At 73.1% G+C, this 23,640-nt stretch carries 13 protein-coding genes; 4 read left to right on the forward strand and 9 right to left on the reverse strand.

Translation table 11 applies throughout. The features are described from left to right. Positions 1-68: 68 nt before the first annotated feature. From IPQ09_20440 to IPQ09_20465, 6 genes are all read right to left on the reverse strand, one after another. Positions 69-4,400, reverse strand: a complete 4,332-nt coding sequence (locus IPQ09_20440; protein ID MBL0196546.1) for a DEAD/DEAH box helicase — start codon at positions 4,398-4,400, stop codon at positions 69-71. Positions 4,401-4,460: 60 nt separating this feature from the next. Next, complete coding sequence (locus IPQ09_20445; GenBank protein MBL0196547.1) at positions 4,461-9,185, reverse strand: protein kinase; 4,725 nt, start codon at positions 9,183-9,185, stop codon at positions 4,461-4,463. 112 nt (positions 9,186-9,297) lie between these two features. Beyond that, positions 9,298-10,512, reverse strand: a complete 1,215-nt coding sequence (locus IPQ09_20450) for a tetratricopeptide repeat protein (protein ID MBL0196548.1) — start codon at positions 10,510-10,512, stop codon at positions 9,298-9,300. 82 nt (positions 10,513-10,594) lie between these two features. Next, positions 10,595-11,878 (reverse strand): hypothetical protein, encoded by a 1,284-nt coding sequence (locus IPQ09_20455; protein ID MBL0196549.1) that lies wholly within the window; start codon positions 11,876-11,878, stop codon positions 10,595-10,597. A 52-nt stretch (positions 11,879-11,930) separates the two neighbouring features. After that, positions 11,931-12,461, reverse strand: a complete 531-nt coding sequence (locus IPQ09_20460) for a hypothetical protein (protein ID MBL0196550.1) — start codon at positions 12,459-12,461, stop codon at positions 11,931-11,933. Beyond that, positions 12,458-13,108 carry an RNA polymerase sigma factor gene (locus IPQ09_20465; GenBank protein MBL0196551.1) on the reverse strand — a complete coding sequence of 217 codons (651 nt, stop codon included), beginning with the start codon at positions 13,106-13,108 and terminating at the stop codon, positions 12,458-12,460. The genes IPQ09_20460 and IPQ09_20465 overlap by 4 nt, the downstream gene beginning before the upstream one ends. 106 nt (positions 13,109-13,214) lie before the next feature. Here IPQ09_20465 and IPQ09_20470 point away from each other — a divergent pair, with 106 nt between their 5' ends. From IPQ09_20470 to miaA, 3 genes are read left to right on the forward strand one after another with little or no spacing between them, the layout of a single operon-like run. Further along, positions 13,215-13,844, forward strand: coding sequence for a hypothetical protein (locus IPQ09_20470; protein ID MBL0196552.1), 630 nt, complete (start codon positions 13,215-13,217; stop codon positions 13,842-13,844). Further along, positions 13,841-15,685, forward strand: a complete 1,845-nt coding sequence (mutL, locus tag IPQ09_20475) for a DNA mismatch repair endonuclease MutL (protein MBL0196553.1) — start codon at positions 13,841-13,843, stop codon at positions 15,683-15,685. The genes IPQ09_20470 and mutL overlap by 4 nt, the downstream gene beginning before the upstream one ends. After that, positions 15,672-16,589 (forward strand): tRNA (adenosine(37)-N6)-dimethylallyltransferase MiaA, encoded by a 918-nt coding sequence (gene miaA, locus IPQ09_20480; protein ID MBL0196554.1) that lies wholly within the window; start codon positions 15,672-15,674, stop codon positions 16,587-16,589. The genes mutL and miaA overlap by 14 nt, the downstream gene beginning before the upstream one ends. A 23-nt stretch (positions 16,590-16,612) precedes the next feature. Here the strand turns inward: miaA and IPQ09_20485 are convergent, their stop codons facing one another. Both IPQ09_20485 and IPQ09_20490 read right to left on the reverse strand, forming a co-directional pair. Further along, a complete protein-coding gene (locus IPQ09_20485) occupies positions 16,613-21,070 on the reverse strand; it encodes a sigma 54-interacting transcriptional regulator (GenBank protein ID MBL0196555.1) in 4,458 nt (1,485 codons plus the stop codon). Positions 21,071-21,082: 12 nt separating this feature from the next. Beyond that, a complete protein-coding gene (locus tag IPQ09_20490; protein MBL0196556.1) occupies positions 21,083-22,135 on the reverse strand; it encodes a hypothetical protein in 1,053 nt (350 codons plus the stop codon). A gap of 158 nt (positions 22,136-22,293) precedes the next feature. Between IPQ09_20490 and IPQ09_20495 the strand changes: the two genes are divergently transcribed. Continuing rightward, a complete protein-coding gene (locus IPQ09_20495) occupies positions 22,294-23,307 on the forward strand; it encodes an alpha/beta fold hydrolase (protein MBL0196557.1) in 1,014 nt (337 codons plus the stop codon). Positions 23,308-23,346: 39 nt separating this feature from the next. Here IPQ09_20495 and IPQ09_20500 read toward each other — a convergent pair whose 3' ends face one another. After that, positions 23,347-23,622 carry a hypothetical protein gene (locus IPQ09_20500; protein MBL0196558.1) on the reverse strand — a complete coding sequence of 92 codons (276 nt, stop codon included), beginning with the start codon at positions 23,620-23,622 and terminating at the stop codon, positions 23,347-23,349. Positions 23,623-23,640 lie beyond the last annotated feature (18 nt).

Here is a 23,640-nt window from a genome sequence, read left to right on the forward strand (position 1 = left end):
CTAGGCACCACCGAACCAACCACACGCAACTGCTGAACCATTCGAACAGACCGCTCGCGAGCGGGTGATCACGCCGACGGCGCCGCCGCGCGCTCCTCGTCGTCGGCCTGTCTCGCGGAGGCGCGAGGTCCACGGCGCAGCAGCGCGTTCACCTGGGAGGCGTCCAGCGTAGTCTCGCCGGTGTGTCGCACTCCGCCCGCGTCGAACACCGCCACGACCAAGCCGTCCTCGAGGAGCAGCCGGTGCCCGAGCACGGCCGGCACGCGGGGGCCCGGCAGCACGATCCCCGTGAGGTTCATCGGGTCGGCGGCGCTCACCACCGCCACCTCGCCGGCCCCTGGCCGACGTGACGCGGAGCGTGCGGCGCGGAGCGCGACGCCCACCTCGGGCAGCGCGAACTGCTCGCCCGAGAAGCCCGCGACGAAGCGGCCGCCGCGGACGTCGCCGCGCGCCTCGAGCCGGCGGAGCGCGAACAGCAGATCGCGCCAAGGGAGGAGCCCCGCGTCGCGCTCGACGAGCTTGCGAAACACGACCCCCGTGCGCTGCAGGAGGGCGCGCGCCTGCCCCTCGGCGCGCGCCTCGTCGGCGAGGGGCGTGGCCGCCTGGGTGCTGGCGGACCACCGGCCGCCGAGGTCGAGCGAGGCGGCGAGGCCCGCCCGGCCACGCGGATGGCGACGCGCGCGTTCGCGGTCCTTCGAGGAGAGCAGCAGCGCGCGGACCCCCGCGAAGCCGTCGCACGACGCGAGCCCCGCGGCGACGAGCTCCGCGAGCGCGTGCTCGGCCGGCTCGGGGAGGAGGCGCGCCTCGCGCGCGACGTCCTGGAAGAAGCTCGCCCCGCGCGCCCGGAGCACGCCGAGCGCGAGCTGCGCAGTGGACGAGAGCGCGACGTCTTCGGCCGCGGTCGGCGTCCCGGTGCGCTCCGTCGGCCTCGGCACGAAGAGATCGGTCAGCTCGCGCGGCATCACCGCGATGGCGCTCGTGCGAAGCGCGCGCGAAGGGCCCGACGCGCGCTCCCCGGCCACCCGACCCTCGAGCCGGAGCCACGCCACCCGCCCCGCGAAGCAGAGCTGGTCGAGCCACCGTGGATCGTAGCCCAACACGCGCCGCGCGAGCAGCTCGTCCTCCCAGGCGCCGGCGGGCGCGCTCGCGCCGGCGAGGCGGGTGATGACGCCGTACAGGCCGTCGACGCCGCCCGCTCGAAGTCCCGTAAGTCGCTGCCACGAAAGGAGAAATCGCATGAGGTCTTGCGCGTGTACGGGCTCGATCTGGGCCCGCAGCCGGTCGAGCATGCGGCGGCGCACACGGGTGACGAGGCGCTTCGACCAGACGACCTCGGCGGACACCCGAGGATCCAAGCGGCCCCGCAGCACCTCACCCGTGCGCTCGAGCTCGCCGAGGGTCTCGCGGAGGCGCTCGGACGAGACACCGAGCTCGCAGAGCAGATCGGCCTCGGGGCGTGGGCCGCGCACCTCGAGCCGCCCGAGCAGCACGGGGGCGAGCGATCCGTGGTCGGCGCCTAGGGTCGCCACGCGCGCGAGGCGCTCGATCGCCACGTGGGCCCCGCGGCGGAGCCCCGCCCCGATGGGCACGCGACGCACACGCCCCGCGAGGGCGAGCTCGCCGAGCAGCGCGGCCATGCACGCGCCACCCACGGCGACGAGCTCGTCGTCGAACAGGAACCCGGTCTGGAGGAGCAGGTCGTGAGCCTCGTCGCGATCGGCGAGCGGCGTGTGCAGCTCGGCGAGCACCTCGGCGACGATCGCCGGATCGAGCGGCGCGCCCTGGCCGTCGAGGCCGCGGGGGACGAACACCGCCTGCACGCGGCGCTCTTCCAAGGGCACGTCGTCGAGGAACGCGTAGGGCTTGGCGGCGAGGATCTCGTGGGCGAGCGGCGACGGCATGACCGTCTCGACGCAGCGGATCGTGATCTCGCCCGCCTCCACACGCCGCAACACGTCCTCGAGGCCGTCGATATCCATCGCCTCGTGCAGGCAGTCGTGGACGGTCTGGCGAACGAGCACGGCGTCGGGGATCTCGCGATCGCCGACGATGTTCTCGAGGCACGCGACCTGCTCGGGGAAGAGGCTCACGAGGAGGTCCTCCGCCTCGAGGCGCTGGAGACCCGGCGGCACCCGTTTGCCACCTCGCATGCGCAGGAGCGTGAGCGCGCGCGTGGCGTTCCACCGGAAGCGCGTGCCGAACATCGGCGCGTCGAGGAGCGCCTGCACGAGCACCGCGCGAACCGTCTTCGAGCTCAGGAAGTTGGGCAGCGCGGTGAGATCGACCCCCTCGACGGCGCCGACCGAGAGGAGCACGGCGTCCTCGGTGGCGGCGGCCTGGAGCTCGAAATCGAACGAGCGGCAGAATCGCTTGCGCAGCGCGAGCCCCCACGCGCGGGTGACGCGGCCGCCGAGCGGGGCGTGGATGACGATCTGCGAGCCCCCGAGATCGTCATGAAAACGCTCGAAAACAATGTTCTTTTCGGTAGGCAGGCCGCCGAGCGCCGCGTGCGTGGCGGCGAGGTAGGCGGCGAGCTGGCGCGCGGCCGCCGGGGGCAGGCCCCGGGCCTCGACGAGCCACCGCTCGAGCCAGTCCGCGTCGCGGCCGGCCTCGAGCTGCGCCGACACGGCGTCACGGAGGCCGTCGATGCGCGCCGACAGCTCCCGGGTGCGCGCGGGCGCCTCGCCAAGCCAGAAGGGGATCGACGGCGGCTGCCCCTTCGCGTCCTCGACGCGCACCGTGCCTCGGTCGACCCGGAGGATGCGCCAGGAGGTCGTGCCGAGCTGGAAGATGTCGCCGGCCATGCTCTCGATCGCGAAGTCCTCGTTGATGGTGCCGACCACGAGCCCCTGGGGCTCCTCCACCACGGTGTAGTCGCCTTGATCGGGGATCGCGCCGCCCGACGTGAGCGCGGCGAGGCGAGCACCACGGCGCCCCTTCACGACGCCGGTCGTGCCGTCGACGAACACGTGCGCGCCGCGGCGGCCGCGGTGCGTGCGGACCCCCTCGTGGAGCAGCTCAATCACGTCGTCGAAGTCCTCGCGGGACAGATCGCGGTACGGCCACGCGCCGCGCGCGAGGGCGTAGAGCTCGTCGCGCGGCGCCTCGGCGTCGCCCACGGCCGCCACGATGTGCTGCGCGAGGATGTCGAGGCCACCGCTCGGCACGGCGAGCGCGTCGAGGTCGCGGTGGGCGATGGCGTCGACGAGCGCCGCGGCCTCCATGAGCTCGTCGCGCGAGAGGGGGAAGAGCTTGCCGCGGGGCGTGCCCGTGGTCGTGTGGTTCGCGCGACCGACGCGCTGGAGCAGCGCCGCGATGCTCTTCGTGACCCCCACCTGGCACACGAGCTCGACGGCGCCCACGTCGATGCCTAGCTCGAGCGACGACGTGGCCACGAGCACGCGCAGATCGCCCGCCTTGAGGCGCTGCTCGGCGTGGAGCCGCTTGTCGCGCGACATGGAGCCGTGGTGTGCGCACACGAGGCCTGGGCCGATGGTCTCGGCGAGGCGCGCCTCGAGCTGAGCGGCCACGCGCTCCGCGAGGCGACGCGTGTTGACGAAGACGAGGGTCGTGCGGTGGCTCAGCGCGAGCTCCGCCATCCGGGCGACGACCTCGGTCCAGACCTCGGCGCTCATCACGGCCTCGAGCGGCGACCGCGGCACCTCGATCTCCACCTCGACCGCGCGCAGGTGTCCGCAGTCGACGATGGCGCAGCTCGGCGCTCCTCCGCCGTCGCGTGCCACGCGGCGGGTGCCCACGAGGAAGCGCGCCACCTCCTCGACGGGCCGCTGTGTGGCCGACAGACCGACCCGCTGGAGCTTGCGACCGGCGACCGCCTCCAAGCGCTCGAGCGAGAGGCACAGGTGGGCGCCGCGGCGCGTGGCGGCCACGGCGTGGATCTCGTCGACGATGACCGAGCGCGCGGTGGAGAGCATTCGCCTCCCCGACTCCGAGCCGAGGAGCACGTACAGCGACTCCGGCGTGGTCACGAGCACGTGCGGCGGCCGCCGCGTGACCTGAGCGCGCTCCTTTTGCGGAGTGTCTCCGGTGCGCACCGCCGCGCGGAGCTCGACGGCGCCCGGCCGGAGGCGCACCCCGATGGCCTCGAGCGGCACCATGAGGTTCTTGTGCACGTCGTTCGAGAGCGCCTTCAGCGGCGAGACGTACACGACGCGGACCTCGTCGGGCAGCGTGCCCGCCTCGGCCTCGCGGGCGAGCTCGTCGAGGGCGGCCAGGAACGCGGCCAGCGTCTTGCCCGAGCCGGTCGGCGCGGCCACGAGCACGTCGCGGCCCGCGCGGATCTCCGGCCACGCGCCGACCTGAGGCGCGGTGGGCTCCCCGAGGACCTCAGCGAACCACGAAGAGACCGCGGAGTGGAGCGGCGAGAGGGCGGCGTGCATGGGCTGCTCAGGCTAGCGCGTGTTGGCGGCGGCGCGAGCCGCACGCCGGGACGCGCGCGCTTACCGGCCGCGGTCGGGGGGCGGACACCGTCCCCCCGTGGGCGCCTCCACGCGAATCGAGCCCGATCGCCACACGAAGGGTGTTCGCCGCCATAGGTCTGACATGAGCGCGCAGTAGTCGACGCCGAGGATCGAGAGGTCGAGGCTACCGCGGTCGCCGAGCTCGGTCTCGGCGTCGACGAGCCCGCCCTTGACCGTGAGGCTCGCGAGGTGGCCGTGGAGGAGGACGCGATCGAGCGCCCGCCCCGTGCCAGGATCCCAGACCCCGAAGGACCCGTCCGCAAAGCCGAGCGCCAGCGTCCCCGAGGGCCCCTCCACGACGTGAGTCACCGCGTGCGGGGGCGTGTCGCGGAGGACGAGCGTCGCGCCCCCTGCCGCGTGGCGCACCTCCACCAGGCCGCTGTCGAAGCCGACAATGTGCCGGTTCGGAAGCTCGAGGCCGGCGGTCGCGCCCGGCTCGCTCGGGACCGGGCCCTTGACGGTGGCGGCTCCCATCGCGATCCAGCGTGGCTTGCCCGTCGTGGCGTCGAAGAGTCGCACGGTGTGGTCGTCGCTCCCGGTCGCGAGGAGCGCTCCGTCGGCGCTGAACACGGCGACGTTCACCTCACCATGAGCCCCGGTCACGACGCGCGGCGGCCCCTTCGCGGCGACGTCGACGAGGTACACCTTGCCGTCCGAGCAAGGGAGCGCGACCGTGCCCCCGTCCGGGGAGAACGCGGGGCGGTACAGCCGCCCCGCGAAGTGTCCGAGCGGCGTCACCGCCGAGGACGCCACGTCGAGCACCAGCGCGGCGCCGTCGGGCGACGTGGCGGCGAGGCGCTGTCCATCCTTCGACAGGGCGAGGCCGTAGTTGCCTGTCGCCACGCGGTGCAGCACCTTGGCCTTCCGCGTGGCCAGGTCCCACGCGCGCAGAGTGCCATCGATCGACGACGAATAGAGCGTCGCGCCGTCGGGCGAGAGGGCGAGCGCTCGCACGGCGCTCCCGGCCGGGTCGACGAGCTCGAAGCGAAGCGCGCGCGCGTCGAGCGCATACACGAGGATCGCGCCCGCGCTCGTGCCGACCGCGGCGAGGTCATATCGTGGGGAGTAGACGAGGCCGAGGGGCACGACCGCCGTTGTCCCGAGGGTGCCGAGCGGGCGACCCGAGGGCAGCTCCCAGAGGGCCAATCCGCCGCGCTCGTCTGCCGCCGCCACGCGGTGATTGGCCGCGTCCAGCGCGACATCCCGGCTGCGGATGCCGTGGCGTTGAATCTCGGTGACCGGGCGTCCCGTGGCGGTGCTCCACACGAGGATCCTCTTGTGAGATGCGCTCACGAGCTCTCGGCCATCTGCTGAAAATGCGATATCGAGGATAGGGTGCGGGTCCGGCGGAATGACGCGCTCGCGCGGCATGGCCGCGAGACTCCAGATCTCGGAGCCCCCGGTGCCCGTCGCGACCAGGGAGGCTTGGTCTTCCGTGATGGACAGGCTCGTCACCTCGTCGAGGTGGGTGGCCACCTCCGCCGAGAGGGCGCCCGTCCCCGGATTCCACGCCACGATGCGGCGGTCCATGCCGTTCATCCACACGCGCCCATCCTTCGAGACCGCGAGCGCGCGGGCCGCACCGCCGCTCGCGCGCACCTCGCTCCGTCGGCGGAGGGTGTGGAGGTCGAGGACCGTGAGGCTCCCGTCGCGCCCGCCCTTGGCGAGGAAGCGGCCGTTCGGGTCGACGGCGAGCCGCGAGATGGGCGCGCCGGCCTCGCTCTCGCGGGCGACCGCGTGGGTCCGGAGATCGACGACCCGCACCTTGCCCTCGGCGCCCCCCACGAAGACCTCCTTGCCGTCCGGGCCGAAGGCGAGCCCGAACGGCTGGGTGACCTCGAGGGGGATCGTGCGCACTTTGTCGCCCGCGTCCACCAGCAGCAACTCCCGATCCCGCGACGCCGCGATCGTCGCCCCAAAGGTCGCGAGCGCGGTGAAGCTTGGCCGCCTCGCCACTTGTGCTCCGCCGCCGGTGCCGACCGTCCAGGCGCGCAGCTCGCCGTTCCAGCTGGCCGAGGCCAGGCGGCCGCCAGGCAGCAGCGCGAGCCCGAGCACCTGATCCGTATGCCCGCGAAGGACGCGCTGCTCGAGCGTGAAGGTGTCGAAGACGCCGATGTTCCCGGAGTGGCTCGCCGCGAAGAACGTGCGCCCGTCCGACAACAAGAGGCCGTCGTAGACCACGGTGTTGTGGCGCAGGTACACCCGGAGCGGCGCGCTCTCCAGCTTTCGCGCGAGGTTCCTCGACGACACGGAGTCGCGCGCCTCCAGCGCGGCGCGGAGCTGCGCGCGCGCGGCGTGGTTGTCGCCATCCGCGAAGCTCGCGAGGGCGCGCTCCTCCAGCAGGAGCGCGCTGGCCTGTTCGGCCCGCCGGGCGGCCCCGAGCGCGTCGTTCTTGCGCTCACGCAGCGCCCACGCGGCCATCGAGGAGGCGAGCACCGCGACGCCCGCGGCGACGAAGAGGGACGCGGCCGCGACGGTCCTCCGGAGGGCCCCGCGGCGCTCCCGCCGCGTCGAGTCCCGCACGAGGGAGAGCGCCACGTCGGGGAGCCGCGTCGAGCCTCGGGCCACCAGCCTCGAGGCGTCGCGGAGTGCGTCGCCCTGCCAGAGCTCGTCGTCCCGTTTGCCGAGCCGCTCCCAGCGCTCGGCCGCCGCCACGAGATCGGCGGCGACGGCGAGGTCCTCGTGGCTCTCCTCGATCCAGCGCTCGAGCCTGCGCCAGACGCGCGTGAGGGACTCGTGCGCGAGCTCGACCCGAGCGTCATCGCCGCGCTGCTGCGCCAGGAGCCGCGCGTCGAGCAGCTTGGCCAGCAGCCCCTCGGCGCCCGCCGAGAGCCCCATGACGAGGGCCGCGCGCCCCATTGCGCGCCGGGTCCCGGAGGCGGTCACGAGGCGAAGGAGGAGCTGACGACAGAGCTCGAGGCTGGCCGGGTCGAGCGCCCCCACCACGTTCTCGGCGTGCGCGGCGAGCGCGCCGCCCACGCCACCGATCTCGTCATAGACGGCGCGGACCAGGCGCTGACGCGTCTCGTCGCGGCGAGCCCAGAGGAGGCTCATCGCGAACTGGAGCAGCGGCAAGCACGCGGCCTCCCCGCGCACCGAGGTCACGATCTCCTCGAGCAGAGCGGGGTCGTCGAAGGCATATCCCGTCTGCATGAGCGGCTGTCGCACGATCTCTCGCAGCGCGTCGGTGTCGGGGGGTGCGAGCAACACGAGCCCGGAGAGCGCCGCGCCGCTGTTCGCGCCCCATGGGAGTCGGCCGAGGAAGTCGTCGCGCACGGTCATCACGACGCGTACGGGCTCGTTCGGATCGCCCGCGGCGCCACACACGGCGGCGAGGAACGCGCGCGCCTCGGCCCGATCGTGGACGACGGTGCAGATCTCCTCGAGCTGGTCGACCACCAAGAGGACCCGCTCGCCCGTCCTCGCGGCGATCTCGGTGAGCACGACCGAGAGCAGCCCGGGCGACTCGAGCAGGCGCGCCTCGAGCTGCCGCGGGTCCGCGAGCGCCTCGGGCTCGCGAGCCCCCGCGAAGCGCGGCGGGTCGACGAGGGTGGAGACACCGGAGCTCGAGGGCGTCTCGCGCACGATGCTCTCCGCGAGGACGGAGAACGGGCGCCCCTGCGGCCGCACCGTGATGACGCGCACGCTGGCCGACTCCTTGATTCGCGGCGCGACGCCCGCGAGCACGAACGAGCTCTTGCCCGCGCCGGAGGAGCCGACGACGACGAGGATCGACTGGGCGCGGAGTCGCTCGACGAACGCGCTCACCTCCCCGTCGCGCCCGAAGAAGAGGTGCGCGTGCCGCTCAGAGAACGGGAGCAGCCCGCGAAAGGGGTTCTCGGTCGGGGTCGGAGCGCGCAGGCGCCCCTCGAGCGCCGCGAGCTGCGTGACGAGCTCGGTCGCCGTAGGCCGCTCGCTCGGGAGCCGGCGCAGACACCGCATCACGATGGGGGCGAGCTCGGGCGACGCCGCGTGGAGCTCGGGAGTCGAGGGCACGGGCTCGGCGAGCTCCGCGCGGAGGGCGATCTGGGCCGCGTCCAGCCCCCGCAGCGGGTGGGCGCGCGAGAGCAGCTGATACAGAATCAGGCCGAGCGCCCACACGTCGGTTTCGGGGCCATCCTCGCCCCGCCATTGCTCGGGCGCCATGTACGAGGGAGTGCCTACCAGCGTGAGGTCGTCGCCCTCGGCGGTGGACGGGGGAGGCTCGGAGTGCCCTCCCACGAAGCGGGCAATTCCGAAGTCGACGACCCGCGGCCGCCCGTCCACGCCGAGGAGCACGTTCGCGGGCTTCAGATCTCGGTGCACGACGCCGGCGCGGTGGGCGGCCTCGATCGCGCGGGCGATCGCGAGCCCGACTCTCAGGGTCTCGGCGGACGTCGGCCAATCTTCGCTCATGCGCTGCGCGAGCGTGCAGCCGTCGATGTACTCGAGCGCTACCCACGGGCGGCCCTCGTGCTCGCCGATGTCGAAGAGGGTCACGATGTTGGGGTGCGAGAGGCTCGCCGTCGTACGGGCCTCGACGTCGAACTGCCTGCGGTCCGTCGCGCTCGACAGCTCGTGCGCTAGGAGCTTGAGCGCGACAGATCGCCCAAGGCGCATGTCGCGGGCGAGGAAGACGCTGCCCATCCCACCACGCCCGAGCAGGCGCACGACGCGGTAGTGCCCTATTTGCGGATAGGGGCTCGTGGTGGTCGACGTGGTCACGGCTCGTCGCGCGAATGTACCACCTCACCGCTGAGCGGAAGCGCCGGCCTCGCGCGCGAGCGACGGCACCCACCAGGCCGCGGGCGCGCTCTGTCCCGCGCCCGACGCGTGCTCAGAGCTCGACGCCTATCAGCAGGCGCGGCCGGAAATCGACGCCCGCGCCGATGCCCGCCCCCGCGAAGCCCGGGCCCGAGCCGGCGGCCGCCCAGCGGACGTCGACGCCGACGGGCGCGAGCGACAAGAAGAGCTTGCCAATCGCGGCGTTCACCCGAATGTCACCGCCCGCGGACACGGCCGCGATCGCCCCACCGTTGCCGCCGATGACGTTCAGGTTGAGAAACTGGAACGTAGGCTCGATCTCGATCCGCAGGCCCTCCCGCTTCGACACGGGGATCGCGGCGCCGAACGTGACGGGGTCGAACCGCACCCCCTTGAAGCCAGCGACCGTCGAGAAGCCCGCGAAGAGGTGGTAGCGGAAGACGCCCTGACCGAAGATGAACTCGCCGCCGATGTTGTGCGCGACCGCGTCGAACGAGAGGTCGTTGTTCCCGTTCAGGGGAATGTTCGGCGAATACGACAGCGTGATGCGCGCCCCGGGCTCCTTTGGGGCCGGCTTGTCGGGCACATAGTGCGGATCTCGCGGCGAGTCCTGCGGGCCTCGGACCGGGGCGGCGACGACGACCGCGGCGGGCAGGCTGCTCTGGCCGGGCACGAGCGCGAGCCCGACCGAGCGCTGCTCCTTCTCCCTGAGGTTGACCTCGAGCTCCGCGTCCTTGTAGCCCGTGGCCTTGGCGACGAGCTTCGTGGGCCCGGGGTTCACGGGCCGGGCGATGCCGACGAGGTCGGCGGGGATGAGCACGCCATTGACGACGAGCTGGAGGTCCAACAGGCCCGCGGGCTTCGGCGTGAGATCGACGCGGAGCGTGGGGATCCGCGCGCGCAGCAGCGGCAGCTCCGTGTCGGCCTTCGCCTTGGCCGCCTCGAACACCTCGGGAGCGCCGGGCGCGAGCGGGACGCGCTTGAGCGTCTCGTAGGTCTCGGCCGCCTCGACGAGCTTGCCCAGGGCGCTCTGGCACTGCGCGATGTGGAGCAGGTGCGTCGGCGCGTCGAAGAGGTTCTGCGCCTTCTGGAAGAGCGAGAGGGCCGCTGCGTGCTGCCCGGTGTCCTGCTCTTTCACGCCCTGCGCGAAGAGGGTGCGTGCGGTCGCCTTGCGCTCGGCCTCCGAGAGCTGCGCCTGGGCCGCCGCGGGTCGGGGCGTGACGCCCGCGGCGAGCGACAGCGAGATGGACGCGACGGTGACGATGAGCGGAAGCCGGCGGTAGCTCATGGGTACACCAACGTACACCACTCGCCTCGCCGCGCGGCGGGCCGATCGTTCGCGCCGACCTCCCCGCCGCGCCGCCGGATGCTCAGCGATACGGGCCCTCGGGGAGCGCGTCGACGGAGGCGCCCTTCTTCGCAGGAAAGTACCCCGCGACGCGGGTCGAGACGATCGTGCCGACGCCCACCAGCGCGAGCGCCGCCACCAGCCATGGTCCCACCCAGGGGAGCGGATACGCGAAGAGGAACACGCCGCAGCCAACGGCCAAGTGCGCGTAAGGATTCTCGGTTTTGTGCTTCGACAGCGCGGCGCCCAGCGTCGTGAGCGCGGCGACCATGCCGGCGTAGAGCGCCACGAGCCCGAGCATCAGGCCCACACCCGCGAAGGGAATGCCCACGACCGTGACGCACAGGAGCACGACCGCGACCACGAAGCCGAGCACGCCGAGCACCCCCAAGCCGAGCTGCCTCATCGGCGCCTTCGCGACGGCGACCCGCAGCGACTCCATGCGCACCGGCGCGACCGCCAGGAACACGACGCCGAGCAGGAACAGCAGCGCGGTGTTCGTGACCGCATCGCTCGCCCGCCGGAGCACGCCCGACGAGCGCGAAGGCGGGGCGTGCCCTCGCCCGCTCGCCCTCATCGCCGCGCCATCCACGTGGCCGGAGACGAGCTCGCCGTCCTGGTCCTCGATGGATCCCCCGAGCGTCGACGCGCGGCCGCGCACCTCGGCGCCCTTCTTCACCTCGACGTGCCCCCCCATCGTCGTCACGTCGTGCTCCACGACCGCGCCGTCGTGGAGCACCACGGAGCCGCCCATGACGCTCACGTCGCCGTCCACGCGCCCGTAGACGTCGCAGTGCCCGCCCATCACCGTCAGGTTCCTCACCGACTGGCCCTTCTCGACCGTGCCGGTCCCGCCCATCACCTTCATGTCCTCGGCGTCCTCGCGCGACTCCGCGCGCGTGGGGGCGGGCGCGATCGCCGTCGGAGCACCCGCGTCGAGCACCTCGATCCGGACGAGCGAGCCCTTTCGATACGCCGCGAAAGTGCCATCCTGGAGCAGCGCGTCGAGCACGTCCGCGGGAGCCTGCTCCTTCATGGACACCGACACGGTGTGCGGCGTGGTGAGGCCTCCCTTGTCGGCGAGCACGAGCGACCAGCCCGCCTGCTCGGCGAGCTTCTCGAGCCCGCCCGCCCGCGTGCCTTCGTAGTGAAAGGTGACCGCCTCCTCGTCGCGGGGCCACGTCCCCTCTTTTCGCACGCTCGCTTCGGCCGCGGCGGCGTGGAGGAAGACGAGGACGGCGAGCGCGGGGCCGAGGAGCCTCGCGAGGGCCCGGAGAGCGTGAGAGGTGAAGAGGGAAGAGAGCATAGATTGTTCCAGTTCGTTGGAGGCGAAGAGCGAAAACGAGAGCGGCCTCGCGCTACGGGCGAGCGCGCGCGCGGGCTCGCGCGAGCCACACCGCGCACGCGAGCAGCGCAAAGGACGCCGAGAGAGAGACCGACAGACCTCGGCCGACGAGAGCGTGAGCCCCGAGCCACGCCGCCTCGCGGAGTACGCGCAGGAAGCTCGGGCCGCCGTGGGCGAGGTCGCGACCCAGGCGCGGGGCCTCCGCCGCGAGCGACGCGAGCCGCGGGACGGCGGAGAGGCCCGCCACGAGGGAGCCGAGCGCGAGCGCAAGATAGGGAGAGTGGGGCGGAGCGGGCGCGGCCTTGGCCCGCGCGGCGACGTAACCGCGCACCTCGTCGTGGGCGCGGAGCGAGAGGAGCGCCGCGTTCCCCAGCTGCGCGCTGCACACCGCGCACTCGAGGACGTGGACACGCACGCGGCCGGGCACGAGCGCCTCCTCGCCGTCGGCCAGGCAGGTGAGCACCACATCGCTCGCGTGCCCGTCCTCCCCATAGAGCAGATCTTCGGGGAGCGAGGCGGGCGTGTCTGAGGACGTGTCGTTCATCGCGTCACCTCGCCTGCGGCTTGGGGCCGCGATCGACCTGCGTTCGCGCTCTCGCTTGGTTCTTGGGCGACCACCTCGGCGAGGGCGCGGCGACCCCGGGTCACCCAGGTCGCGACGGTGCCGAGGGGCACCCCGAGCTGCTCGGCGATCGCGGAGTACCCGAGGCCCTCGGCGTGAAAGAGCTCGAGCGCCCGCCGTGGCCCATCGGGGAGTCGGGAGAGCGCGCGCGCCACGAGGGCCTCCCGCTGCGCCGCATCGAGCGCGTCGTCGACCGGCACCGACGGGTCCGCGAGGCGCTCGACGAAGCGCCCCGTCGCGCTCTCTGGGGCCGCGTCGCCGTCCGCGCGGCGCGCGCGGTCGCGGCGCCGCATGCGCAGCGCGTCGAGCGCGACGTGTCGAGCGATGCCGAGGAGCCAGGGTCGCGTGGCGCCGGCCGGCCACGACCGTGACTCGATCGCGCGGCGGAGCGTCTCCTGGACCGCGTCCTCCACGTCGGGGTGCGAGACCGCCTCGCGCAACACCGCCGCGACGACGGCGCGCACGAGGGGCCGGAGCGGGCCAAGCTCCGCCGCTGCCCGCACCTCCACGGCGGGGCGTCCGTCGCGCGCGAACGTGGAAGCAGCCGAGTCGAGCAACGCCACCAGCATCGCAAGGGGAGTCGTCGCAGCGCCGCCGAAAATTTCACGCCGACGACGAAGTTCGACAGAGCGCGTTTCACAGGCGCTCTACGGACCCCCGTGCTAGGTCGAGGGGGTGAGCACGGTGCCCCCAACCCCCGCAAAGAAGCGCCCGCTCTACCTGGTGGCGGCGCTCGCCATGGCGTTCGCCTTGGGCACCGGCGGGTGGGTAGGTGGCTGCGAGAACGTCGCATATTACCACGCCGAGCCGTCGGCGATGCGGGTCGACCTCGAGCTGAAAGACGAGGCTGAGCGACCGCGCCTCGACCGCGCGATCGAGCGCTGGTTCACGGCCCGCGACGCAGCACGTGGGCACGCGTTCCCCCTCGGCGCCGCGGCGTTCGTCCTCGGCGCCGCTATCCTCTCGCTCGCCGCGCGCGGCCTCGCCGGCAAGCCAGGCGGCCGAAGCGCCCTCGTTCAGGTGCTCTCGGTGCAGGCCGCGCTCGCGGTCGTTACGTTCGCCGCGACCAAGGAGATCCGCTGGGCCGAACGCGACGTGTACGTGGTCCGCAGCATGGGCAACGCGCCGCGCCCGTTCGTCTCGCGCGAAGAGCGCGATCGCCACGAGCGCGTCACGCGCGCCCTCCTCGAGTTCTTGGCCCCAGCGATGCTAGGCGCACGCACGCTCGTCGCGCTGCTCGTGATCTTCGCCCTCACGAGACCGCGGGCGCGCGAGCTGCTGGAGCCGGCGAGCGCCGAGGAGTGAGCTCGACCGCCACGCCCGCGTGCCGCATTCGGCGCCTGCCCGACGCGCTCGCCAACCAGATCGCCGCCGGCGAGGTCGTCGAGCGCCCGGCGAGCGTCGTGAAGGAGCTGCTCGAGAACGCCGTGGACGCCGGCGCGACGCGCGTCACCGTCGAGATCGAGCAAGGGGGGCTGGGCCGCATCGCCGTGGTCGACGACGGTGACGGCATGACCGCGATCGAGGCCACGCTCGCGTTCGAACGCCACGCGACGAGCAAGCTTGCGCGCATCGAGGACCTGGAACACCTGGGTACGTTCGGCTTCCGGGGCGAGGCGCTCCCCAGCATCGCGTCGGTCGCGAAGGTCACGCTGACGACGCGAGCGCGCGGCCAATCCGAGGCGTTCCGCGTCGTCCTCCACGGGGGACACCCGCAGCCCTCGGGCCCCTGCGGGGCCGCGGTGGGCACGCGCGTCGACGTGGCGGACCTCTTCTACAACGTCCCCGCTCGGCGGAAGTTCCTGAAGGCCCCCGCGACCGAGAGCGCTCACGTGGGCGCGGTCATCGCCGACGCAGCGCTCTGCCGCCCTGGGGTGGCGTTCCGGCTGCTACGCGACGGCAAGACCGCGCGCGACTACCTGCGGGCCGCGTCGCGCGAGGAGCGGGTCGCCCAGGTCGTCCCCGGCGAGGAGCTGCGCGCGGTCTTCGGGGAGCGCGGGCCCTACCGAGTGAGCGCGTTCCTCTCCGCGCCCGAGCGCGCGCGCAGCGGCGCCACGGGCCTCGAGATCCTCGTGAACGATCGGCCCGTGCGCGATCGCGCCCTCGCGCGGGCGGTCGCCCAGGGCTACGGCTCGGTGCTCGAGCCCGGCAGGTACCCTGTGGGTGTACTTTACATCGATATGCCCCCCGAGCGCGTCGACGTGAACGTCCACCCGCAGAAGGCCGAGGTCCGCTTCCACGACGCGCGTGAGCTACAGGGCGCCGTGGTCCGCGCGCTCAACGAGGGGCTCGGGCGCGTGTTCGCCGTGCCGGCGCTCGGGCTCGGCCCCAACCGCGCGAACGCGTTTGGCCGCCCCGCCGACTCCCCCTCCGGCCTCGACCCTTACGCCGCGCGCTCGCTGTCGACCGCGCTCCCGGTCCGTGACGATCCGCAAGGCGTCTACGCGCCGGAGCGACCCACCGCCGCCGCGCACGAGCCCACCGCCCCCCCCTTGGACGCAGCCGAGCTCTTCCCGCGGCAGGGCGCCGCGCCGCTCCGCGAGGCCCTCTTCGGTGCCCCCGCCGAGGGCTTCTACGGTGCACTGCGCTACCTCGCGCAGGTGCGGGCCACGTTCCTCGTCTGCGAGGGCGCCGACGGGCTCTACGTGCTCGATCAGCACGCGGCAGCCGAGCGGGTGCTCTTTCACCGACTCGTGACCGCCCGCCGGCGGCGCTCCACCTCATCCCAGGGCCTCCTCACGCCGGCGCTGGTCGACGTCGGTCACGCGCTCGTCGCGCTGTTCACCGAGGCCGAGGCCGAGATCGCCGCCCTCGGCTTCGACGTGCGCCCGTTCGGCGAGCGGAGCGTCGCCGTCCACGCGGTGCCGGCTCTGCTGTCGCGCGCGAGCCCCGAAGACCTCGTACGCGAGCTCGGCGCGGAGCTCGGCAGGAGCGCAACGCGACCGCTCTCGGGCCGCGTCGATCTCGCGCTGGCGACCCTCGCTTGCCACGGGTCCGTGCGCGCCGGCGACATGCTCGACCCCCAAGAGGTGCGCGCGCTCCTCACCGCGCTCGACGAGGTCGACTTCTCGGGCCACTGCCCGCACGGCAGACCCGTCGTGACCCGCCTGCCCTTCGACGAGCTCGAGCGCCGTGTCGGACGCTGAGCTCGAGCGGCAGGGCGCGGCGGTCTTGGACCTGCTCCGGAGCGAGCCGGGCGCGCTCCTCTGCGTCGTCGGCCCAACGGCGGGGGGAAAGAGCGCCCTCGCGCTGCACCTCGCCGAGCGCCTCGATGGCGAGATTGTGGGCGCCGACAGCGTGCAGATCTACCGAGGGTTCGACGTCGGCTCGGGGAAGCCGACCGCCGAGGAGCGGGCGCGCGTCCCGCATCACCTGATTGACGTGGCCGATCCCTCCTCGCCGTTCGACGCCGCGCGCTTCGTATCGCTCGCCGACCGCGCGATCGCGGAGGTCCGCGCGCGCGGGCGCACGCCCATCGTCTGCGGAGGCACGTTCCTGTGGGTGAAGGCGCTCCTCTCGGGGCTCAGCGACGCGCCCAAGGGCGATGAGACCATCCGCGCGAGGCACCGCGAGCTCGTCGCGCGCGAAGGCTCTCATGCCCTCCACCTCCTACTCGAGGCGGCCGATCCCGGGCTCGCGCCGCGGCTCCACCCGAACGACGTGCTCCGGGTGAGCCGCGCCCTCGAGGTGTTCGAGCTCACCGGGCAGCGGCTCTCCGACCTCCATCGCGCCCACGGCTTCCGCCAGCGGCGCCACGCGGCCCTGCTCGTGTCGCCGGCGCGCACTCCCGAGGAGCTCACGGGGCGCATACGCGCGCGCGTCGAGTCGTTCGTCACGGGCGGCTTGCTCGACGAGGTTCGGGCGCTCGCGCTCGCCGGACACCGTGAGACGCGGGCCATGCGCTCGGTGGGCTACCGCGAGGCGCTCGCAGCGGTGGACGGCGAGCTCCTTGATGCCGAGCTCGTCGAGGCGATCACCCGCTCGACGAGGGTCTTCGCTCGCCGTCAGCGCACCTGGCTCGCGCGCGAGCCCGTCCACTACGTGACCTGACCTCGAGAGATCAGCGCGGTCGATCAATCGTCCGCCCCGTCGCCCTCGGCCTCATCGCCCCCCTCGGTCTCGAGGATCCCGTACTCCTTCAGCCGGCGGTAGAAGGTGCGCCTCGGGATGCCCGCGAGCTTGGCCGCCTGCATGCGGTTCCAGCTCGCGCGGCCGAGCGCGTCGAGGATGCGCTCCTTCTCCGACAGCCGGAACTCGCCCGGCGTGCGCGGCCGGGCGGGGCCGCCCTGCGCCCTCGGCTCCGCCGCCGTCGCGGGGAGCGAGAAGTCCTCAGGCCCCATCTCGGTGTCGTCGCTCATGAGCCACGCGTTCAGGAGCACATGCTCGAGCTGACGCACGTTACCCGGCCAGTCGTAGCCCGCGAGCTTCTTCATCGCGGCGCGGCTCACCGTCTTGCGCTCCCGTCGATGGCGCGCGGCGAAGATGCCGAGGAAGTGATCGACGAGGGCCGGGAGGTCGTCGCGCCTGCCTCGAAGCGGCGGGATTTCGACGGTGATGACGTGGAGCCGGTAGTAGAGGTCTTCGCGGAACGTCCCCTCCCGGACCATGTGCTCGAGGTCGCGGTTGGTCGCCGCGATCACCCGCACGTTCACCGGCTCCTCGGCCGTGCCGCCGACCGGGCGCACGGTCTTCTCTTGGAGCACCCGCAGAAGCCCCGCCTGCATCTTGTGGGGCATCTCCCCGATCTCGTCGAGCAGGATGGTCCCTCCCTCCGCCTCGCGGAAGAGCCCCTTCCGCTCGCGGTCGGCGCCCGTGAACGAGCCGCGCACGTGACCAAAGAGCTCGCTCTCGAGGAGGTTGCCGGGGATCGCGCCGCAGTTCACGCCGGTGAACACGTTCTTCGCCCGCGCCGACACCTGGTGGATGGCCCGCGCGACGACCTCTTTGCCCGTGCCGCTCTCGCCGGTGACGAGCACGGGCACGTCGGTGTCCTTCACGCGCTCGAGGATCGCGTACAGCTTGCGCATGGGAGCGCTCGTGCCGACGATCCCGGCATAGCCGAAGTGGCTCTTCAGCTCGGCTCGCACGAGCTTGAGGTCGCGTCGCGTCGCGGCGAGCTGCTCGGTGCGCCTGCCCAACGACTCCTCGAGACGCACGCGGGCGCGCTGCAGCTCCTCGTTCGCGATCGCGAGCTCGTTGGCGCGCCGTCGGTTCTCCTCGATGAGTCGCGCGTTTTCGATGGCGATGGCCGCCTGGTCGGCGAACGCCGAGAGGGTCGGGAGCTCTTCCCGGAACCGCAAGCCCGGTCGGAGGCGCGTCTCGAGGTACAACGCCCCGATGGCGGCCTGGGCCAGCTGCGGCCCGCGAATGGGCACGCACGCGATCGACTGGATCATGAGCTGGTGCACGCTCACGGCCTGCGCGAGGCGCTCGTCGTCGCGGGCGCTCGCCGCGATCACGGGCTCGCCCTCAGCAAGGACCTTCTCGGCCACGCTCCGCGAGAACCTCGCGTGGCCGTCCTCGGCGCGCTGGCCGCGCACGGTCTGGGCGACGAGCTTACCGTCCTCGTCGACGAGGAGCACGAACCCGCGCTCCGCGCCGACGAGCGCGATCGCGTGATCGACCACGCGCTCGAGCAACGGACCGAGCTCCTTCTCACGCGCGAGGTCCCGGGTGATCTCGAAGATGCGGGTGAGCCGATCGGAGTCAGGCAGACCGCTCCCCCCGGCCGCGCGCGTGGTGCGGCTCAGACTCGGGGGCGACGAATGCGACGAATGCGACGAGCGACCGGCTGCGGTGGTGAGCGTGGTGGCCACCGCCGCGCGGAGCGCACGCCGGCGGGGCGCGTCCCAAAAGACCTCGCGAAGATCTCGCGGCAGCTTCGCCGCGACCTCCTCGAGCATCGCCAGCGCCGCCTCGGTGTCGCGCCTCGCGGTCGCCGTGCTCCCCTGTGACGCGGCGAGCTCACCGCGTGCCTCGAGCGCGCGACAGGCGAACTCGCGCTTCCCGTCGGCGCGCGCGCGCTCGTAGGCGTCGTCGAGCGCGGCCTTCGCCGCCACCTCGTCGCCGGCCGCGGTGAGGCAGGTGGCCTTCACGATGGACGCGAGCGCCTCGTGCTCGCCGAACCCGAGCTCTCCGGCACCCCGGAGGGCCTCGAGCTCGCGCAGCACGGCCGCGGGGTCGGGGTGCGGCTCCCGCATCGCGACAAGGAGGCCCTCGAGCCGGGCCTCAGCCGCGTCGTGCGGTCGCCCGAGCGCGTCGTACGCCGCGGCGCACGCCTCGTAGAGCTCGCGCGCGCGCTCGCGATCAGGCGACTCCCCCGGCTCACGCTGGGCGAGGTCCGCGTGGAGGCCGAGCAGCTGCGCGCGGGCGGCCGGCGGGAGGTCCTCCTTGTCGGCGTCGAGCGCCTCGATCGTCGCGCGCGCCCGACCGACGCGGCCCAGATAGAGGTCGAGATTCGCCAGGTTGAGCGCCGCCTGGCGAGACGCGAGCGCGCCACCCGCCCGCTGCCCGAGATCCGTGGCCGCCTCGAGGTGAAGGATAGCGCGCCCGAGGTCGCCTTCGCCCTGCGCCAGGCCCGAGAGGTTCAGCCGGGCCGTCGCGACGCCCCACGCGTCGTTGGCGAGCTCTGCGGCGGCGAGCGCCTCTTCGTACGCCCTCCGGGCATCGGCCGGGCGCCCCGCGCGCTGGTGGGCGACGCCCAGCGAGCCCTTGGCGATACCCAGCGCGCGCGCGTCCTGCGCGAGGTTGGCCACCATCACCGCCGACTCGAGCGTCTGCCGCGCGCGCGCATCTTCGCCCGAGTACGCGAGCGCGACGCCGCGCACGGCGAGCGCCTCCGAGGCCACGGCGTCCTCCAGGCGCCCTCGCGTGATGGGCTCGGTCAGCTCGAGCGCGCGCGCGAACTCGCCGAGGCGCATCGCGGTGCGAGCCCGGAGAAGGGTCCACACGCGAGCGCCCGCGGCGTCGCCAAGCTGCGCGACCGCGTCGAGCTCCTTCGCCGCGGCGCGAGGGTCTCCCTTCGCGAGGTCGACCCGCGCGCGCACGCACGCCACGCGGAATCGCTCGTCTGGGCCGGCGGCGGTGAGGCCGGAGAGCACGTCGACGGCGACGTCGAACCGGCCGCGATCGGCGGCGGCCTCCGCCTCCGCGACGAGCTCGAGTGACTTCGAGTCCGCGCGCGTGCTCTCCAGGGCGGCGTCGTGCTTCGCGAGCGCGGCGTCGACGTCGAAGGCCGACACGAGGGCTTCGCGCCCGAGCTTGTGGAGCAGATCGCGCAGCGCGCCGGGGTTCCCGCCCGCGCGCTCCACGAGGTGCGCGACGAGTGAGTCCGGGAGCGACACGATCACCCTGCGCGCGAGCTCCTCCGCTGCACGCGGCTCGAGCTCGGGCATCTCGAAGCGCGCGCTCGGGCCCTTGGCCACGGCTCGCAGCTCCTCCTCGGTCGCGACCGCCACGAGGCGCGCGCCCTCGGCGGTCAGGGCCCGCAGCGCCGCCAGGGCGTCCGCGGGCAGCGCCGCGAGGTCGTCGACGCAGAGCACCAACCTGCCGGGCGCCGCGCCCGCGGTCGCGAGCCGGAGCGCCTCCAGCGCGGACAGGCCGGTCTGCGGGGCCTCGACGACGGCCGCCGGCACGCCCTGTAGGCCGAGCGAGAACGCCAGGCGCCGGAGCAGCGTAGACCGGCCCGAGCCTAGCGGCCCCTCGAGCGCGAGCGCACCGCCCTCTTGCATGGATACTACACGTTTTTCGAGCGACGCGCCCAGGGCCTCGAGCCCCAAGACCTGCCAGCCCAGCGCCCCCGTGAGCGCGCCCTGGCCAAGCCCCGCCGCCCGGCGCAGCGCGGTCCCGAGCTCGTCAGCGCTCGGGTAGCGATCTTCGGGCTCGCCCTCGGTCGCCCGCTTCGCGACCCGCGTCAGGGCCGCGTACACGTCGCGCTCAAGCTCGTCGCCGCGCTCGTCGAGGCCCTCTTGCAGCGTGGCGCCGAGCGCGTAAACCTCGGCCCGCACACCGACGGCCTCCCCCGCGAGCACCTCCGGCGCCGCGTACTTGGGCGTGAGCCCACGCGCGGGTCCGCCCTCGCGCAGCGGGGCGGCGAGGCCGAGGTCGACCAAGGTCGCGCGGCCCTCCGCGCTCACGACGATGTTCGCGGGCTTCACGTCTCCGTGCAGGAGCCCACTTCGGTGGAGCAACGTAAGCTGATCGGTCGCGTCGGCGAGCGGCGCGAGCCACGCGCGCTCCGGCGTGGCGAGCACCGCGTCGAGGGCGTCGCCGGGCGCAAGCTCGCGCACCATGTAGCGCTCGCCGCTCGCCAGAGCACCGAAGCCAATGATCCGCGGCAGGCCGAGGCCGTCGAGGGCCGAGAGCGCGACCGCCTCGCGCACGAGCGCGCGAGACTCTGCCTCGCCCGCGCCCTCCGCGAGCACCTTGAACGCCAACCGGGCGCCCGTGATTCGATCGGTGACCGCGTAGACGGCGCCGCCGCCACCCTGACCAAGCTGCTGCGCGCCCTCGTAGCGCGCGGGGATCTTCACCGCGACCCGCCGCTACCTTGCCGGCGGCGGCGGGGGGGGCGCGAGCTCGGGCCCCCGGGCGATCGGTCGCTCGAAGCCGTAGCTGCCGCTGAAGCCGAACCAGAACCCGGTGAGCGCGAGGCCGAGGCTGAGGCGCCCCTCGAACTGCTTGACCGGCTTGAAGCGGAGGCCGACCTGCGGGATGGCGACCCACGGGATGACGTTCGGCTTCGAGCCCCCGTTGGCCCAGCTCGGCTCCAGGTACCCGCCCACGCGGTTGACCTTCGACGCCTGGTGATCGCGTGGGTTGCAGCCCGAGCCCGTGCTGGGCGTGCGGTCCTCTGCCGCGTCGCACTGGACGTAGGTCTTGCCGTTCGCGGAGTACTGCGGGTTGCCCGTGCCCTCCTTCACCCAGTTATTGAGGAGATCGCCGAACACGAACCCGACGCCGAGCCCGATGCCGTACTCGAAGTCGATCATGCGGTGAATCTTCGTGGACCAGAGGAGGTCGACGGTCGCTTGGATCGCCTTCAGGCTGCTGTTACCGACGGCGTAGTTACCCACGAAATCGGTCGCGCCCTTGTCCTTGTAGAGGATGTCGTTCGTGCCGAACTCCGAGTACGTCAGCGCCGGGATCACCGAGAACCCGTTCTTGCGGATGTCGAGCTCGAGGCCGATGTTGTTCGAGTAGATGGTCTGACCGCCCTCGACGAAGGCGTCGAGCAGGAACTTGGGCAGCACCACCCCTCGGTAGCGAAGGCCGGCGAACAGGTAGGTGCGCTCGGGGGTCTCGCTCACGTCGCTCATGTTCGAGCCGACGTCGATCACGGGAGGCGCGTCGGCGACCCGCGCGACACCGTCGGCGCCCGCCGCGCCGCCGGCCGATGCACCGCCCGCAGCGGCACCGTTCTCGGGCGCACCCGCGGCCGGGGTGGCCGGCGCGGCGGCCGGAGCGCCCGGCGCCGCCGGGGCCGCCTTCGGGGGGCTCGCGGGGGCCTGGGCGGCCGCAGGCGTGGCGACGGCGAGCGCCGCGCCGAGGAGGCTCGCGCCAAGACCAAGAGCCAGACGGCCGTGCCGAGCGGGCATGTTCACTCTCCAGAAAGCAAGGGACGACGTGACGGCGCGCCCAGGGGGTGGCGCTCACCTACGGGTGCAAGCGTACTCGAACCCGGCCGGCGGTGGCGAGAAAGGAGGGACAGCTACGCTCGCCGCGGACGCTCGGAGACTGCTACGATTCGCGGAGCGTGATCCTTTACGGTCGAGTCGTCGAGCAGTCGATCGACCACCACCAGGTGGCGTCGTTCAAGAAAGAGGTCGTGGTCACCGCGGGCGTGCCGCTCGCGATGGTCCGCAAGCGCCTCGCAGGCGCCGAGGCGACGCGGGCGCCCGTGCTGCTCATCCACGGCTTCGGCCAGAACCGGTACGCCTGGCACCTCCCCTCGCGGAGCTTCTCCAACTACCTCGCGGCGGCGGGCTTCGACGTGTTCAACCTCGATCTGCGAGGCCACGGAAGGTCGCACAAGCTAGGCGGAATTCGCTCGCGCGGCGCTCACTGCTACGTGGAGGAGGACCTCCCTCAGGCGGTGGCCGAGGTGCGCGCGCTGTCGGGCGGGCGGCCGGTGTTCCTCGTCGGTCACTCGCTCGGCGGCCTCGTCAGCTACGCCGCCGCGCCCTCGCTCGTCGGGCTCGTGCGAGGCGTGGTCACGCTGGGCAGCCCCTACCATTTCACCCGCGGGTCCATGTTCCTGGGGGCGGTGCGCGCGGTGAATGGCGGTCTCAGGGCCCTGCGCGTGCCCCTCGGCAACCTGCCGCTCACGCTCCAACCGGTCGGCACGGCTCTCCGCGGCATGACCCGGGTCCTCAAGGGCCGCGCGCACCCGCTCCCGCTGCGGGCGTGGCACGAGGGCGCGACCGAGCACCACGTCCTCGAAGAGCACTTCCGGCTCGCGTTCGACAGAGCGAGCCTGGAAGACCTCCGAAACCTATTCGACTGGGCGTGGGAGCGGCGGTTCGGCGGGGCCCGCGGCTACGCCGAGCGGTTCGAGCGCGCCGAGGATCTCTCGCTGCTCGTCATCGGGGGCTCGAACGACGAGCTCGCCTCACCCAGGGCCGTCCGCCCCGCGTACGAGCGTAGCCGCTCGCGCGACAAGACCTACCGCGAGTACCCGTTCGGGCACATCGACCTCATCATGGGTCGCGACGCTCCGCGCACGCTCTGGCCCGAGGTCCGCGACTGGCTCCTCGCGCGCTCCACCTGAATCCACCGACGACGGCGTGACTCGCGGCAGCCCGCGGCGTCAGCGCGGGTTGCGGTCGCGCTCGAGGCGCGCGAGCTCGTCCTCGAGGCGGCGGACGGTGCGCTTCAGGTCGTTCACCTCATCCTCCGTCGCCAGCGACATCGACTTGGCGAGCTTCTCGACCTGCTCCGACGTGAACGACTGCACCTTCCCCGGGACGGACATCGCCTGCATGAGCGCGGTCATGACGCGGGGATCCTGAAGGAGCTTCGCAACACGAGGATCGCTCATCAACTTCATGCCCTGCTTCATCAGGGTCTTCTTGATGTCGCTCATCTTCGGGCAGCGTACTCC

The sequence above is a fragment of the Myxococcales bacterium genome (assembly GCA_016720545.1).
Taxonomy (GTDB): Bacteria; Myxococcota_A; Polyangia; order Polyangiales; family Polyangiaceae; genus JAAFHV01.